Source organism: Streptomyces sp. NPDC007189 (assembly GCF_040703635.1).
In the GTDB taxonomy this organism is placed as follows: domain Bacteria; phylum Actinomycetota; class Actinomycetes; order Streptomycetales; family Streptomycetaceae; genus Streptomyces.
The window spans coordinates 17,527-32,524 of record NZ_JBEYEY010000015.1 but is presented as its reverse complement, the minus strand read 5'-3'; the positions used below and the strand labels follow the sequence as shown (position 1 = coordinate 32,524).

The 14,998-nt window shown below is 71.7% G+C and carries 15 protein-coding genes; 5 read left to right on the top strand and 10 right to left on the bottom strand.

The window, feature by feature from the left end; translation table 11 throughout:
• Positions 1-295: 295 nt before the first annotated feature.
• Entirely contained in the window at positions 296-913 is a 618-nt protein-coding gene (locus tag AB0950_RS27735) for an HAD family acid phosphatase (protein WP_360153847.1), read from the bottom strand.
• Between the two features lie 176 nt (positions 914-1,089).
• Entirely contained in the window at positions 1,090-1,689 is a 600-nt protein-coding gene (locus AB0950_RS27730) for a TetR/AcrR family transcriptional regulator (RefSeq protein WP_360153844.1), read from the bottom strand.
• 124 nt (positions 1,690-1,813) lie between these two features.
• Here AB0950_RS27730 and AB0950_RS27725 point away from each other — a divergent pair, with 124 nt between their 5' ends.
• The 3 genes from AB0950_RS27725 to AB0950_RS27715 all read left to right on the top strand — a co-directional run bounded on the left by AB0950_RS27725 (position 1,814) and on the right by AB0950_RS27715 (position 4,461).
• Entirely contained in the window at positions 1,814-3,382 is a 1,569-nt protein-coding gene (locus AB0950_RS27725; protein WP_360153841.1) for an MDR family MFS transporter, read from the top strand.
• A 111-nt stretch (positions 3,383-3,493) separates the two neighbouring features.
• Positions 3,494-4,018 carry an AraC family transcriptional regulator gene (locus AB0950_RS27720; protein WP_360153838.1) on the top strand — a complete coding sequence of 175 codons (525 nt, stop codon included), beginning with the start codon at positions 3,494-3,496 and terminating at the stop codon, positions 4,016-4,018.
• Positions 4,015-4,461, top strand: a complete 447-nt coding sequence (locus AB0950_RS27715) for a VOC family protein (protein WP_360575045.1) — start codon at positions 4,015-4,017, stop codon at positions 4,459-4,461. Before AB0950_RS27720 ends, AB0950_RS27715 begins: the two co-directional genes overlap by 4 nt.
• Before the next feature lie 684 nt (positions 4,462-5,145).
• Here AB0950_RS27715 and AB0950_RS27710 read toward each other — a convergent pair.
• Positions 5,146-5,898, bottom strand: a complete 753-nt coding sequence (locus AB0950_RS27710; protein ID WP_360153832.1) for an SDR family oxidoreductase — start codon at positions 5,896-5,898, stop codon at positions 5,146-5,148.
• Positions 5,899-6,054: 156 nt separating this feature from the next.
• On the opposite strand from AB0950_RS27710, the gene AB0950_RS27705 reads away from it, so the two are divergent.
• Positions 6,055-6,636, top strand: coding sequence for a TetR/AcrR family transcriptional regulator C-terminal ligand-binding domain-containing protein (locus AB0950_RS27705; RefSeq protein ID WP_360153829.1), 582 nt, complete (start codon positions 6,055-6,057; stop codon positions 6,634-6,636).
• Between the two features lie 40 nt (positions 6,637-6,676).
• Here AB0950_RS27705 and cseC read toward each other — a convergent pair whose 3' ends face one another.
• From cseC to AB0950_RS27680, 5 genes are all read right to left on the bottom strand, one after another.
• Positions 6,677-8,032: a two-component system sensor histidine kinase CseC gene (gene cseC / locus AB0950_RS27700; protein ID WP_360153826.1), complete on the bottom strand. Its 1,356-nt coding sequence runs from the start codon at positions 8,030-8,032 to the stop codon at positions 6,677-6,679.
• Positions 8,033-8,042: 10 nt separating this feature from the next.
• A complete protein-coding gene (gene cseB / locus AB0950_RS27695; RefSeq protein ID WP_366779640.1) occupies positions 8,043-8,747 on the bottom strand; it encodes a two-component system response regulator CseB in 705 nt (234 codons plus the stop codon).
• 34 nt (positions 8,748-8,781) lie between these two features.
• Positions 8,782-9,432: a hypothetical protein gene (locus tag AB0950_RS27690; RefSeq protein WP_360153820.1), complete on the bottom strand. Its 651-nt coding sequence runs from the start codon at positions 9,430-9,432 to the stop codon at positions 8,782-8,784.
• Positions 9,420-9,959 (bottom strand): SigE family RNA polymerase sigma factor, encoded by a 540-nt coding sequence (locus tag AB0950_RS27685; RefSeq protein ID WP_330338561.1) that lies wholly within the window; start codon positions 9,957-9,959, stop codon positions 9,420-9,422. The genes AB0950_RS27690 and AB0950_RS27685 overlap by 13 nt, the downstream gene beginning before the upstream one ends.
• 276 nt (positions 9,960-10,235) lie before the next feature.
• Entirely contained in the window at positions 10,236-11,111 is an 876-nt protein-coding gene (locus AB0950_RS27680) for an A/G-specific adenine glycosylase (RefSeq protein WP_366779639.1), read from the bottom strand.
• A gap of 180 nt (positions 11,112-11,291) precedes the next feature.
• On the opposite strand from AB0950_RS27680, the gene AB0950_RS27675 reads away from it, so the two are divergent.
• Positions 11,292-12,104 carry a hypothetical protein gene (locus AB0950_RS27675; RefSeq protein ID WP_366779638.1) on the top strand — a complete coding sequence of 271 codons (813 nt, stop codon included), beginning with the start codon at positions 11,292-11,294 and terminating at the stop codon, positions 12,102-12,104.
• A gap of 115 nt (positions 12,105-12,219) precedes the next feature.
• On the opposite strand, the gene disA is transcribed toward AB0950_RS27675, so the two are convergent.
• Positions 12,220-13,344, bottom strand: coding sequence for a DNA integrity scanning diadenylate cyclase DisA (disA, locus tag AB0950_RS27670; protein ID WP_330338559.1), 1,125 nt, complete (start codon positions 13,342-13,344; stop codon positions 12,220-12,222).
• A gap of 81 nt (positions 13,345-13,425) precedes the next feature.
• Positions 13,426-14,835, bottom strand: coding sequence for a DNA repair protein RadA (radA, locus tag AB0950_RS27665; protein ID WP_360153811.1), 1,410 nt, complete (start codon positions 14,833-14,835; stop codon positions 13,426-13,428).
• Positions 14,836-14,998: the final 163 nt, after the last annotated feature.

Here is a 14,998-nt window from a genome sequence, read left to right as displayed (position 1 = left end):
GAACCCCCAAAGGGGCCGGTGCCTTCGGGCGCCGGCCCCTTTCGGTGTGTATGCGGCGGCTCCTCAGAAGGCGTAGGGACGAGAGGACGGTACGACGACGTCGGCGTCCGGGAACTGGTGCGCGTAGGTGGCTGCGTCGCAGGAGACGGACTGCTGCCTCGGGTACAGCCGGACGGTGCGGACGTTCGGGCCTGACCAGTGGGCCGACCAGGGTGGACGCCAGTTTGCCGCCGAGTACCGCGGGCTCCATCCGCCACCCCGTGAGTTGCGCGAACGGATGGAGCCTAACGGGCGCCTACGACAACTGGCCGTCGTAGTCCGGGAGTTTGAAGGTCTTCTCCGCGTGGCCGCCGGAAAGGTCGGTGGCGCTGTTGCCGATGTTCGCGATGATCGTGTAGCCGTGGTTCTCGATGTCGACGCGCTGGGCGGTCTTGTAGGCGGCGACGTCCTTGAACAGGTCGAACAGGCCGCGGACGTAGAGGCCGGAGACGTCGTAGCCGTCGTGTTCGAGGTTGTACTCGGTGGGCAGGTAGATGATGCCCGGCCGGGCGGTGACGAAGAACAGCGAGACGCCGTGCTCCTGGGCGTAGCGCGCCACGTTCAGGACGGGCTTGTTGGCCGGCTGCGGGTAGCTGAAGCCGAAGTCGGTCTCCAGCGTGGTGTTGTCGATGTCGAAGACGATCGCCTGCTTCTCGCCCGGCCCGGCCTCGGCGATGCGTTCCTTCAGGTACGGCAGGGCCTGGTCCATCACCGTCTGGCAGTCCTTCTGCCAGGTGGCGTAGTCGACCTTCGTGGAGGTGCTCGTGGCCGGTGCCGTGCCGTCCGCCGCCTGGGCCGGGGCGGCCAGGGCGGCCAGAGCGGCCACGGAGACGGCGGTTGCGCAGATGCGGGGCGCCCAGGGGCGTCTGGTCATCGGTGGGGGTCCTCTCACGTCCGTACGCGCGATCCGTACGCGTCCTGAAATGTCAGGGGCATGATCTGAGGTGCGAGTGGCGCGAGGGGAACCGTAGGGTTACTGCACGGTAGGTGACCAGAGGCGTGCGTCACATTTCGGCGCGGGCGTGGCCGCGAGCGCCGCCGGACGCCGGCCTACCCCTTGCCGCGGGCGTGTTCGTGTGCCTGGGTGACCAGGTCCATGGCGACCTCGAGAACGGCCTCCCGCACCTTCTCGGGGTCGCGTTCCAGGTCGTGCATCACGAACATCCCGGCGTGCAGGGTGAACATCGCGCTGACCGAGCGCACCTGGTCGACGAGGTCGGCCTCCGGGTCGATGAGGATGTCCCGCAGACCGCGCATCCGGTCCTTGAAGGTGTCGCCGATGCGCAGTTCCCGTACCGTCGCCTGGTTCTCCTGCATGAAGCGGAACAGCGGCTCGGCGGCGGCCAGGGCCGCGCTGTAGCGCCGTACGATCTCCTGCTTAGTCTCCAGGTTGTGCGGCTGGCTGCGGCCCCACTCGATCAGGTCCTCGATCGGCTGCGTCAGGTCCTCGAAGACGCTGACGATGATCTCTTCCTTCGTCTTGAAGTGGTAGTACAGGGCCGCCTTCGTCACGTCGAGATGCTCGGCGATCTCGCGCAGAGAGGTCTTCTCGTAGCCCTGCTCCGCGAAGAGTTCGAGCGCGATGTCCTGGATGCGCTGGCGGGTGTTGCCGCGGCGCTGTTGCTTGGTGCCGTCCATGGTGCCGCCCATCCTCGTACTCCTCGCGCTTCCGCGGAAACTTACTTGACGCCCGGCTAGTTACGGGGCTACCTTCCCAGTGTAATGAACTAGCCGGGCGGCAAGTAAGTAGCTGCTGCAGGGGGAGTGAGAAGAGATGGCGGACACAGTAGAAAACGTCACGGAGGGTAAACCGCCCAGAAGCGTGCGGGTGGTCCTGCTCGCGCTCATGATCGCGATGATGCTCGCGATGCTGGACAACATGATCGTGGGCACGGCGATGCCGACGATCGTGGGCGAGCTGGGCGGCCTGGAGCACCTGTCCTGGGTGGTCACCGGCTACACCCTGGCCACCGCGGCCTCGACCCCGATCTGGGGCAAGATCGGCGACATGTACGGGCGCAAGGGCGCCTTCCTCAGCTCGATCGTGCTGTTCCTGATCGGCTCGGCGCTCAGCGGCATGGCCCAGAACATGGACCAGCTGATCGGCTTCCGGGCCGTGCAGGGCCTCGGCGCCGGCGGTCTGATGGTCGGCGTCATGGCGATCATCGGCGACCTGATACCGCCGCGGGAGCGCGGCAAGTACACCGGCATGATGGCCGGCGTGATGGCGCTGGCGATGATCGGCGGCCCGCTGGTCGGCGGCACCATCACCGACAACTGGGGCTGGCGCTGGTCCTTCTACATCAACCTGCCGCTCGGCGCCGTCGCCCTGGCGCTGGTCAGCGCCGTGCTGCACCTGCCCAGGAAGCGGTCGCAGGCGCGCATCGACTACCTGGGCGTCGCGCTGCTGACCGTCGGCATCACCGCGATCGTGCTGGTCACCACCTGGGGCGGCACCGAGTACGCCTGGACCTCCGCGCGGATCATGGAGCTGATCGCCCTCGGCGTCGTCGCCCTGATCGGCTTCGTGTGGTGGCAGACCAAGGCCGTCGAGCCCGTTCTGCCGCTGCACATGTTCAAGAGCCGCAACTTCACCCTGATGTCCCTCATCGGCTTCATCACCGGCTTCGTGATGTTCGGCGCCACGCTCTACCTGCCGCTGTACCAGCAGTCGGTGCAGGGCGCCTCGGCGACCAACTCCGGTCTGCTGCTCCTGCCGATGCTCGGCGCGATGCTCGTGACCTCGATGGTCGCGGGCCGGGTCACCACCAACAGCGGCCGCTACAAGGTCTTCCCGATCGTCGGCGGTGCCCTGATGATCGTCGGGCTGTATCTGCTGTCGCTGATGGACACGGACACGACCCGGCTGACCTCCGGCGTCTACATGGCCGTGCTGGGCCTGGGCATGGGCTGCCTGATGCAGATCACCATGCTGGTCGCGCAGAACAGCGTGGAGATGAAGGACATGGGCGTCGCGTCCTCGTCCACCACCCTGTTCCGTACGCTCGGCTCCTCCTTCGGCGTGGCCATCATGGGCGCGCTGTTCAACGACCGCGTCAAGCACGTGATGGCCGAGCGGGCCGGCGCCCTGGGCAAGGGTGTCACCGAGAAGTCCGCGCAGCTGGACGCGAAGAGCCTGGCCAAGCTGCCCGCCGTGGCGCGGGAGGCCTACCAGCACGCGGTGTCCTCCGGCACGCACTCGGCGTTCCTGCTGGGCGCGGTGATCGCGGTGATCGTGCTCGTCGCGGCGCTGTTCGTGAAGGAGGTTCCGCTGCGGACCGGCAAGCCGTCGGCGGAGAGCGGCGAGGACGTGGCTCCGGTGCAGGTCGCCGAGCCCGTGTGAGGCTCGTCTGAGACGAAGACCCCGGTCGGTGTCCGCCCCGGGGTCTTCTTCCTTTCATGGCGTTCCCGCCGGCCGGCGCCGTTGTCAGTGCCCCGTGCCACCATCGGCTGCATGGACAAGCTGCGCCGTATGCGTCTGGCCAAGGACGCCATGGACCGGGACTGGGCGGACCCCGGTCTCGACCTGGACGCCGTGGCGGCCCGCGCCGGGTACTCGCGGTTCCACTTCCTGCGCGCCTTCAAGGACGTCTACGGCGAGACGCCGGGCCGGTATCTGACCCACCGGCGGATCGAGCGGGCCGAGGAGATGCTGCGCAGCGCCGACCTCACCGTGACCGAGATCTGCACCCTGGTCGGCTTCAGCAGCCTCGGCACGTTCTCCGCCCGCTTCAAGGCCCGCACCGGACTCACCCCCAGCGAGTACCGCGCACGGCACGTGGGGCGCGGCGCCGCCCTGATACCCGGGTGCTACGCCATGCTCTGGGCCGGCGGATTCAGCACCGCAAGATCGGAGAAGCGCTCCGGGCCCGGCCCTGCCTACGGTGGCGAAGGGCTGTCCGCCGGCGCGGACGGCACCGCCAGCGCGGACGGCACCACCAGCGCCGTCAGCACCACCGGCAGAAGGGCCGAACCATGATCAAGGGGCTTGCCATCACCACCGTCTGGGTCCTCGACCAGGACCGGGCCAAGGACTTCTACACCGGGAAACTCGGCCTCGAGGTCCGTACGGACATGACCATGGGCGAGGGCGGCGCGCGCTGGCTGACCGTCGGCGCCCCCGGCCAGCCCGACGTGGAGCTGACCCTCATGGTGCCGGGGCCGCCGGCGATGGACCCCGAGTCCGCCGAGATGCTGAAGAAGCTCGTCGCGAAGGGCGCGCTGGGCGCCGGCGTGCTCGTGACGGACGACATCCACGGGGACTACAAGAAGCTCAAGGAGCGCGGGGTCGAGTTCCTCCAGGAACCCCAGGAGCGCCCCTACGGCACGGAAGCCTTGTTCCGCGACGACTCCGGCAACTGGTTCTCGTTCACACAGCGACGGAAAGAGGGGCTGGACCTGGAGCGGGACTGGGCGTACTGAGCCGGGGCCGCGGGCCCGCCTGGCGGGGATGGGGGCGAGGGCGCCTGACGCATGCCGGGCGCGCAACCGCCCGACGGGTTCGGGGCGCGTGCCCGGCCGCCGGGTGACGGGGGCGCGGGCGCCTAGTCGGCTCGTTCAGCGGGCGTGCTGGGCCCGGTCGGCCGGGATTTCCGGGGCATCTCCCGCGTGTTGGGCGTGCACCAGCCTGGCGGGCCTGGGCGGGAGCGCCTGCATGGCGGCCCTGGGCGCGGGCCCGGGCGGCCGGGATTTCCGGGGCCTCTCCCGCGTGTTGGGCGCTCACCGGCCTGGCGGGCCGGGTGGGAGCGCCTGCGTGGCGGGTCCTGGGCGCGGAGCCCGTGTGACGGGTACCGAGCCGCCCCTCGCCGCCGTACGGTCCCCAGCCCGCCCCCTCCGCGGCTTGGCGTCGCTCAGCGCTCGTCGCGGTACGGTCCCAGGGCGTGTGCCTCCGTTTGGCGGCTTGGCCTCGCTCAGCGCTCGTTGCGGTACGGTCCCAAGGCGTGGCCCCGTTCCGGTGGCTTGGCGCCGCTCAGCGCTCGTCGCGGTACGGTCCCAGGGCGCGCTCCCCTCCGCGGCTTGGCGTCGATCAGCGCTCGTCGCGGTACGGTCCCAAGGCGCGCCCCCGTCCGCGGCTCGGCGTCGATCAGCGCCCCCGCCCGGTGCCCGTCAGCGGCCCGTCGCCAGGGTTGCCCCGCCCGTGGCCTCCAGGACCACGCCTGTCATGAAGCCGTTCGTCGCGAGCATGTGGATCGCGCGGGCGATGTCCTCGGGGCGGCCGACGCGGCCGACCGGGGTGATGGCCGCGAAGCCGTCGAAGAGGGACTGGCGCTGTTCGGCCGGGACGCCGTTCCACCAGGGGGTGTCGACGACGCCGGGGGAGACGGCGTTGACCCGCAGCGGCGCCAGTTCCACCGCGAGCGGCGGGACCATCGCCTCCAGCGCGCCGTTGATCGCGGCGAGGCCCGCCGTGCCGGGCAGGGCGGCGCGGGCGGAGGCGGCGGTCACCAGGGTCACCGATCCGTCGCGGCGCAGCGCCGGCAGGGCGGCCTGGAGCACCTGGACGTGCGGCCAGAACTTGGCGTCGAAGCCCTCCGCCAGCTCGGCGAGGTCCAGTTGGGCGAAGGGGCCGCCGCCCTTGGCGCCGCTGAGCGCGACGACCAGGTGATCGACGGGCCCGGACTGCGTGAAGAAGGCGTCCACCGCGGCGCGGTCCGCGCCGTCCAGCCGGTACGCCGAGACCTTGCCGCCGATCCGGTCCGCCGCGGCGTCGAGGCGGCCCTGGTCGCGGCCGGTGATGATCACTTCCGCGCCGTCCGCCGTGAAGAACGCGGCGGCGGCCTCACCGATGCCGGAGCTGCCGCCCATCACGACGACGCGCTGTCCGGCGAGGTGGTGCACAGAGCTGTTCGCAGTGCTCATGAGAGGGCTCCCCCAGGAATCGAAGCGGATCACCGGATCCCGGCGCCCTTCTCCGGAGAGCTTGTCGAGAACGCCGGTCTCGTTAAAGTGTTACCGAGACCGTCAGTCTCGTCAAGCGTGTTCGGGGCGCCGCCACGCCTCGGAGAGGATGGGCCCGTGCACGACAGCAACGAACCCCGCCCGCACACCGGGCGCCGCCGCAACGAGGCCGCGCGCCGGGCCATCCTGACCGCCGCGCTGGACCTGCTCGCCGACGCCGACGGCGCCCCGGTGACCGTGGAGACCATCGCGCGCGCGGCCGGCGTCGGAAAGCAGACCCTGTACCGCTGGTGGCCCTCCAAGGGCGCCGTCCTGCTGGACGCGCTCCTCGACCGCGCCGCCCAGGACGTGCCGGCGCCGGACACGGGCAGCCTCGGGGCGGATCTGCGGGAGCTGGCCGTCGCCACGTTCGAGGCGGCCCAGCGGGCGCCGTCCGGGCCTGCCCTGCGGACCCTGGTCCGGGAGGCGGCGCGGGATGCGCATCTGGCCGAGCTGATGCGGGAGTTCACGCAGTCGCGCCGGGCGGCGGTGCGCGCGGTGCTCGAACGCGGCCGCGAGCGCGGCGAGTTGGCCGCCGACCGGGACCTCGACCTGCTGGTCGACCAGTTCTACGGGGTCTTCTGGTACCGCTTCCTGCTGGGGCACGCTCCGCTGGACGCGGCCGCCGCCGAGCGGCTCACCGAGTCGCTGCTCCGCTGAGGGCCTGCCCAAGTGCCGTATGCCGGGCGGCCGGCCGGCCTCAGGCGGTGCCCCCCGGCAGGGGCAGCACCGGATAGCTGCCCGTCGCCGTAGGGGCGTGCTCGGGAAGCCACAGCACCGCCACCGCGCCCTCCGCCGGGACGCCGGGCGGGGCCCCGACGGGGCGTACGTTGCGGAAGGTCAGGCGGGCGCCGAGGACGCGGGCCTGGCCCGCCGCGATGGTCAGGCCCAGCCCGTGGCCCGTACCGGCGCGGTCCTTGCTGCCCGTGCGGAAGCGGCTCGGGCCCTCGGCGAGCAGTTCCTCGGGGAAACCGGGACCGTGGTCGCGGACCCGGATCACCCGGCCCTCGACGGTCACCTCGATCGGCGGCCTGCCGTGCCGGGCGGCATTGGCGAGCAGGTTGAACAGCACCCGCTCCAGCCGGCGGGGGTCGGTGGTGACCTCCGACTCGTGCACCACCCGCACGGCGATGTCCGGGTCCTTGGCCGCCACCCGGCGGGCCACGAACTCGCCGAGCATGATGTCCTGCAGCTCGGCCCGCTCCGAGGCGCCGTCCAGGCGGGCCACCTCCAGGACGTCCTCGACCAGCGTGCGCATCGCCTTCGCCCGGTCCAGGACGAGTTCGGTCGGGCGGCCCGGCGGCAGCAGTTCGGCGGCCGTGAGCAGGCCCGTCACCGGGGTGCGCAGCTCGTGCGCGATGTCGGCGGTGACCCGCCGCTCGGCCTCCAGGCGCTGCCGCAGCGCGTCCGCCATGGCGTCCACCGCGCGCGCGAGATCGTCGGTCTCGTCCCGTACGACCCCGCCTATGGCCTCGCGCACCCGCACGTCGGTCTCGCCCCTGGCGACCCGGTTCGCGGCGGCCGCAGCCTTGCGCAGCCGCCGGGACAGCTGCCCGCCGATCAGCACCCCGAGGGCGCTGCCGCAGAACACGACCGCGACCGAGCCGATGACCAGCGCCTGGTCGAGGTCCTTCATCACGTCGGTGGAACGGTCCGGCATATGGCTGTGCAGGGACAGCACGTGCCCGTCCTTGGTCGGCACGGCCGCCCAGATGTCCGGCGCGCGGCCGTGGTCGATGACGTCGCTGGCCTTGCGGCCCTCCTCGACCTTCTCGCGCAGCGCGTCCGGCAGTTGGGGGTCGTCGACCTTGATGTTGGGGAAGTTCGGCCGCCGGCTCAGCTCGTAGTTGCGCTGCGCGATCTGGACGCGCTGGTTGGCCAGGTCGCGCGCGTTGTCGAGCATCGAGACCCGGGCCGCGTTGTGCACGACCAGGCTGAGCGCTATCGCCACCAGGCCCGCCACCAGCGCGATCGCCGCGCTGAGCTTCCACCTGAGCCCGGTGTGCAGGCCCGCCCGCTCCATCCGCCGGACCGGGTACCGAAGGATCCCCCGCATGCCGCCCCGCTCAGGCCTTCAGCTTGTAGCCGAAGCCGCGGACCGTCTCGATCCGGTCCTGGCCGATCTTCTGGCGCAGCCGCTGCACATGCACGTCGACGACCCGGGTGTCACCGCCCCAGCCGTAGTCCCACACCCGCTCCAGCAGCTTGTCGCGGGAGAGCACGGTGCCCGGCGCCGCGGAGAACTCCAGCAGCAGCCGCATCTCGGTGGGCGTGAGCGCGACCGGCTGCCCGGCCCGGCGCACCTCCATGCCCTCGGTGTCGACCTGAAGGTCGCCGAAGGTGAGCACACCGCCGGTCACCGGGTCCTCGGCGGACTCGCCCCGGTCGTTGCCGCCGGCGTGCCCGAAGCGGCGCAGCACCGCCCGGATCCGCGCGACCAGCACGGCGCCGTCGAACGGCTTGGTCACATAGTCGTCGGCGCCTGCCTCCAGACCGAGGACGACGTCGATGGAGTCGGCGCGCGCCGACAGCATGATCACCGGCACGGTGGACTCGTCCCGGATACGACGGCACAGGCTGACGCCGTCCAGGCCCGGCACCATGACGTCCAGCAGGGCGATGTCGGGGCGGTTCGCCCGGAACGCCTCCAGGCCCGACAGGCCGTCGGGCATGGCGGTGACCGCGAAGCCGTCCCGCTCCAGGGCGAGCTGGGTGGCCTCGCGGATGACGTCGTCGTCCTCGACGAACAGGACGTGGGTCTGGTCTGCCATCCCGGTGCTCTCAAGTCCTCGTGTCTGTGGGGGGTCAGTTGTCCGTGGTGGCCGCCGCGTCGCCGCCGGTCTTGCTGTAGTCGGTCTCGTGCCGGTTGATCTCGGTGAACCGGCCCGCCTTCCACCGGTAGGTGATCACCGTCTCCTGGGACGGGTTCGACACCGGGTCGTCCGTCGCGTACACCTGCTTGGTCACGCTCAGGTCCGTGCCGTCGATCTCCGAGTAGACCGGCGACTCCTCCGCCTTGAACACATTCTTGTACGCGCCCTCCACCCGCCGGTACACGTAGGTGCCGATGCCCACCCAGTCACCGCAGGTCGACACGTTGACGAGGACGTCGTTGACGGATCCGCCGGTCAGATAGCCGTAGGTGACGTCGACCGGGTAGTCGCCGCCGCTGCACGGCTTCAGGTCACGTTTCACCGCGGCGGAGACCACCGGGTCCTTCCTGAGCAGCGAGACCGCGTCCACGCGCCGGAAGCCGCCGGACGGGCTCGGCGAGGGTGAGTCGACGACTCCCGCGACCGCCGAGGCGTGCGCCGGCCCCTCGTCGCGGGTGCCGGTGCCCCCCGTCCCGCACGCGGCGAGGAAAAGGGCGACGGCGGCGAGCACGGCCCCCGCCGCGATCACCGCCTGTGCACTGCCCCGGACCCGTTCGGATCCGGACCCGGTCAGGCCGCGCAACGCTCCTGCTCCTCACGCTCCAGCGCGCGTGCGTCCAGATCGCGGGCCTCCAGCTCCTCGCGGAGCCGGGCGAGCGCCCGGTGCAGCGTGCTCTTGACCGTACCCGCCGACATGCCGAGGGCCGCGGCCGTCTCCTCCGTGGACATCTGCTCCCAGTGTCGCAGTACTACGACACTGCGCTGCTTGGGTGCCAGCACCTTCATGACGTCCATCAGCAGGGCGCGGTCGGCGTGCTGCTCGGTGGAGTCGTCCACGGACGCGTCGGGCAGCTGCTCGGTGGGGACCTCCTCCAGCTTGCGCGCCCGCCACCACTCCGTACGGGTGTTGATCATGACGCGGCGCAGATAGGCGTCGGCGAGCCGCTTGTCGGCGATGCCCTCCCAGCGGCCGTACGTCCGCACCAGCGCCGTCTGCAGCAGGTCCTGGGCGTCGACCGGGTCCGGGACCAGCCGGCGGGCGCTGCGCAGCAGCGCGTCCTGCCGGGTGCGGACGTACTCCTCGAACTCGAGCACCTCTCCCTGCGCCATGATCGACCGCCTCCGTTTCCCCGTTCACTCCGGCCCGTGCCTGGAGTGCTGCGTACCTTCCCCGTGTCCGGTGGTCTGCCGGGCACGGAATGAAGGTAGGGAGCGGTTGTCACGGCGTTGTCCGCTCCAGCCTGCGGCTGGCAATCGGCTGTCCGTCGGTTGTGTAACAGCCGTAGGAACGGGGTAAAGGGACGACCCGTTATGTCCCGTTCCATTGGTCTTTGTCGGGCGAAAGGGGCCGTAACGAAGCCGCCGGGGCTGTGACTTGGCTGTGCGTCAGCTGAGCGGCAGCCGGTACAGGCCGCCCGGCAGCGGCTCCACCAGGCCGTCCGTGACGAGCCCGTCGAGCGCCCGGGCGCGCTGCACCGGCTCGTGCCACACCCGGTCCAGCACCGCCTGCGGCACCGGCGCGTGCGCCTCCCGCAGCACCGCCAGCAGCTTGCCGCGCACCTGCCGGTCCGTGCCGGCGTACGTCTGCCCGCGGCGCGGCGGCCCGGCGTGCTCCGGCTTGCCGGCCAGCCGCCAGGCGCACTGCGCGGCGATCGGGCACCGCGCGCACCCCTCGTTCTTCGCCGTGCACACCAGCGCGCCCAGCTCCATGGAGGCCGCCGCCCAGCGCGCGGCCGTCTTCTCGTCCTCGGGCAGCAGCTCGCGGGCGAGCCTGCGCTCGGCGGCCGTCGTCGCGTTCGGCGGGTACTGCACCCCCGTCACCGCCCGCGCGAGCACCCGGCGCACGTTCGTGTCCAGCACCGGATGCCGCTGCCCGTAGGCGAACGAGGCCACCGCGGCGGCCGTGTACTCGCCGATCCCGGGCAGCGCCAGCAGCTGCGCGTGCTCCGTCGGCACGTCCCCGCCGTGCCGTTCCGTTATGGCGACCGCGGCGCCGTGCAGCCTCAGCGCCCGGCGCGGATAGCCGAGCCGGCCCCAGGCGCGCACCGCCTCGCCGGGCGCCTCCTTCGCCAGGTCGGCGGGGCGCGGCCAGCGGGCCAGCCACTCCTCGTACACCGGCAGCACCCGGTTGACCGGGGTCTGCTGGAGCATGAACTCGCTGACCATCACACCCCACGGGCCCGCCTCCGGGCGGCGCCAGGGGAGGTCGCGGGCGTGGGCGTCGAACCAGGCGATCACGGGGGTGTGCAGCTTCTCAGTCATGGCCTTCCGATCCTGCCACGGGTCGGCACCCAGGGAGGGTGACGGCACGGTCACTCAGCGTGCCGAACGGTGAAGATCCTTGGCCGTTACGGCAGTTGCCGGGATGATGATCCGGAAAAGTTGACGCTCGCGCGGCGGGTGACGCAAGCGAGCACGGCGATCTCTCGTACAGTTTGCGCCGTGGGATCTCTGCGCAATCCGGTCGGGCCGCTTCCCTCCTCCATCTACTGGCGAAGGAGGGTCGTACTGCTGTCGGTGATCGCCCTGTTGGCGCTGCTGATCACCTGGATCGTCACCGCCGGCGGTGGCGGGGGCGGCAAGAACAACGCCGGCGGATCCGACGGCAAGAATCCCGCGCACACCATCACCCCGGGGCCGTCCTCGTCCGGACCCGCGATCAGCCAACACCCCGGCGGCCGCGACGACTCGGGCGGCGCCGGCACCGGCGGGAGCGGCTCCGGCTCGGCCGGCGGCAGCGGTTCGGACGACGGCTCCACCGGGTCCTCCGGGTCCGGGTCCGGTGGCGGCTCGGGCACGGGTTCCGGCGGCGGCGCCGTCGGTACGGGCGACACGATCCCGGCATCGTCCACGCTGCCCGACTGCACCGCCTCCGCGGTGACGCTGAGCCTGCGCAGCCTGCACAACTCCTACTCGCCGGACCAGACGCCGACCTTCGAACTCACCGCGAAGAACAGCTCGTCCGCCGACTGCAAGGTCGATCTCGGGCCGAAGAACGCGGTGTTGACCATCACGCCGACGAGCGGCAAGACGTTCTGGTCGTCGGCCGACTGCCCCAAGGGCGCGGGCAGCCTGGTGTTCCGGGTGCCGGCCGGGCAGAGCATCACCTACACGGTGCAGTGGGACCGCAAGCCGAGCGCCCCCCAGTGCGCGACGCCCGCGGCGGGCTCGGCGAAGCCGGACACGTACCTGCTGGAGGCGAAGGCACCGGGATTCGGAACGGTGCACACGTCGTTCGTGCTGTCGGCGGACTGAGGGCTGAGGCTGAGGCGCCCCAAAAGGGGCGCGGGGAACTGCGCGAACAACCACCACGGCCCCGCAGTCGCCCGTGGACGCACGCCACCCGGCCCAGCAGGCGCCCGGCGCCCTGTCAGACGTACCGCTCCAAGATGGACGACTCGGCCAGACGCGACAAACCTTCGCGCACGCTCCTCGCCCGCGCCTCGCCCACGCCGTCCACCGTCTGCAGGTCGTCCACACTCGCGGCGAGCAGCTTCTGCAGGCCGCCGAAGTGCTCCACCAGCCGGTCGATGATCGCGCCGGGCAGCCGCGGAACCTTGGCCAGCAGCCGGAAGCCCCGCGGGGACACCGCGGAGTCGAGCGTCTCGGGCGAGCCGGTGTAGCCCAGCGCCCGCGCCACCGTGCCGAGTTCGATCAGCTCCGCGTGGGTCAGCGCGTCCAGCTCGGACAGGGCCTCCTCGACCGTGCGGGAGCGCTTGGCCGTCGGCTCGGGGACGTAGTCCCGGACGACCAGCTCGCGGTCCGGCTCGACCCCGGCGATCAACTCCTCCAGCTGAAGCGCGAGAAGACGCCCGTCGGTGCCCAGCTCGACCACGTACTCGGCGATTTCGGTGGCGATGCGGCGGACCATCTCCAGGCGCTGCGCGACGGCGGACACGTCCCGCACCGTCACCAGGTCCTCGATCTCCAGCGCGGAGAGGGTGCCGGCCACCTCGTCCAGCCGCAGCTTGTACCGCTCCAGCGTGGCCAGCGCCTGGTTCGCGCGGGACAGGATCGCCGCCGAGTCCTCCAGGACGCGGCGCTGACCGTCGACGTACAGGGCGATCAGGCGCATCGACTGGGAGACCGAGACCACCGGGAAGCCGACCTGCTTGCTCACCCGGTCCGCCGTACGGTGCCGGGTGCCCGTCTCCTCCGTGGGGATCGTCGGGTCCGGCACCAGCTGGACACCGGCCCGCAGGATCTTCGACAGGTCCGACGACAGCACGATGCCGCCGTCCAGCTTGCACAGCTCCCGCAGCCGGGTCGCGGTGAACTCCACGTCCAGCACGAACCCGCCCGTGCACATCGCCTCGACCGTCTTGTCGGAGCCGAGGACGATCAGCCCGCCGGTGTTGCCGCGCAGCACGCGCTCCAGGCCGTCCCGCAGGGCCGTACCAGGAGCCACAGCGCTCAGCGAGGCGCGCATCAGGCCATCGGAACCGGCACTCCCACCGATTTTTCCGGGAGCTGCTGCCCGGTCGTTGGCTGCCACTGCACTCCTCCGGTCGCAGGTTCTGACGCGCCCCCGTGACCCGCACGCGGTTCGTACGGACGGGCGAGACCAGGGCAAAGTCTACCGGCGGTCCTCCGCCTCCCGTGGGGCCTCTCGGCGACGGGAGCGCGGCAGCACCCGCAGGGCGTCCCCCATGTCGGCGACTTCCAGGACCTTCATGCCGGGCGGCACCTTGCCCGGATCGGTCGGCACGAGCGCGTGCGTGAAGCCCAGCCGCTGCGCCTCGGCGAGCCTGCGCTGCACGCCCGTCACCCGTCTGACCTCGCCCGCGAGGCCCACCTCGCCGATCGCGACCAGGTTCTTCGGCAGCGGGGTGTCGCTGGCGGCGGAGGCCAGCGCGAGGGCGATCGCGAGGTCGGCGGCCGGCTCCGACAGCTTCACCCCGCCGACCGTCGCGGAGTAGATGTCCCGCTTGCCGAGCGCGCTGATCCGGCCGCGCTGCTCCAGGACGGCCAGCATCATCGACACACGCGAGGTCTCCAGGCCCGAGGTCGTCCGGCGCGGGGAGGGGATCTGGGAGTCCACGGTCAGCGCCTGCACCTCGGCCACCAGCGGGCGGCGGCCCTCCAGGGTCACGGTCAGGCACGTGCCCGGGACCGGCTCGTCACGGCGGGTCAGGAAGAGGCCGCTGGGGTCGGCGAGGCCGGTGATGCCCTCGTCGTGCAGCTCGAAGCAGCCGACCTCGTCCGTCGCCCCGTAGCGGTTCTTCACGCCGCGGACCAGGCGCAGGCGCGCGTGCCGGTCGCCCTCGAAGTGCAGGACGACGTCCACCAGGTGCTCCAGCAGGCGGGGGCCGGCGATCGCGCCGTCCTTCGTGACATGGCCCACAAGGAGAGTGGACATGCCCCGCTCCTTCGAGGCGCGGATCAGCGCGCCCGCCACCTCCCGCACCTGGGCCATGCCGCCCGGCGCGCCCTCGATCTGCGGGGAGGCGACCGTCTGCACCGAGTCGAGGATCAGCAGGGACGGCTTGACCTCGTCCAAGTGGCCGAGGACGGCGGACAGGTCGGTCTCCGCCGCCAGATACAGCTCCTCGTGCAGGGCGCCGATGCGGTCCGCGCGCATCCGCACCTGGCTCGCCGACTCCTCGCCGGTCACATAGAGGGTGCGGTGCTCGGCGCTCGCGGACTTGGCGGCCACGTCCAGCAGCAGCGTGGACTTGCCGACGCCGGGCTCGCCCGCGAGCAGCACGACCGCGCCGGGCACCAGGCCGCCGCCGAGCACCCGGTCCAGCTCGGGCACGCCGGTCGAGCGGGCGGTGGCCTGCCGGCCGTCGACCTGGCCGATGGGCAGCGCGGACGACGTCACCCGGCCCGGTGCCGTCGTACGGACCGCGGGCGCGCCGTACTCCTCGACCGTGCCCCAGGCCTGGCACTCGGGGCAGCGGCCGAGCCACTTGGCCGTCTGCCAGCCGCACTCGGTGCAGCGGTAGGACGGGCGGTCCTTGGTGGTCTTGGTACGGGCAGCCATGCGGAAACCGTAGCCCGCGGCACTGACAACGGGTCCCCGGGGCGTGTGTGGGTGAACGGGTATCGGCCATCACCCGCCGGGATCCGGCCGCGGAACACAGGGCTCCTGTCCCCTTATGAGGGATCGTTTCACCCGTACGAATTAAAAGAGCTCAAGCTTCAAG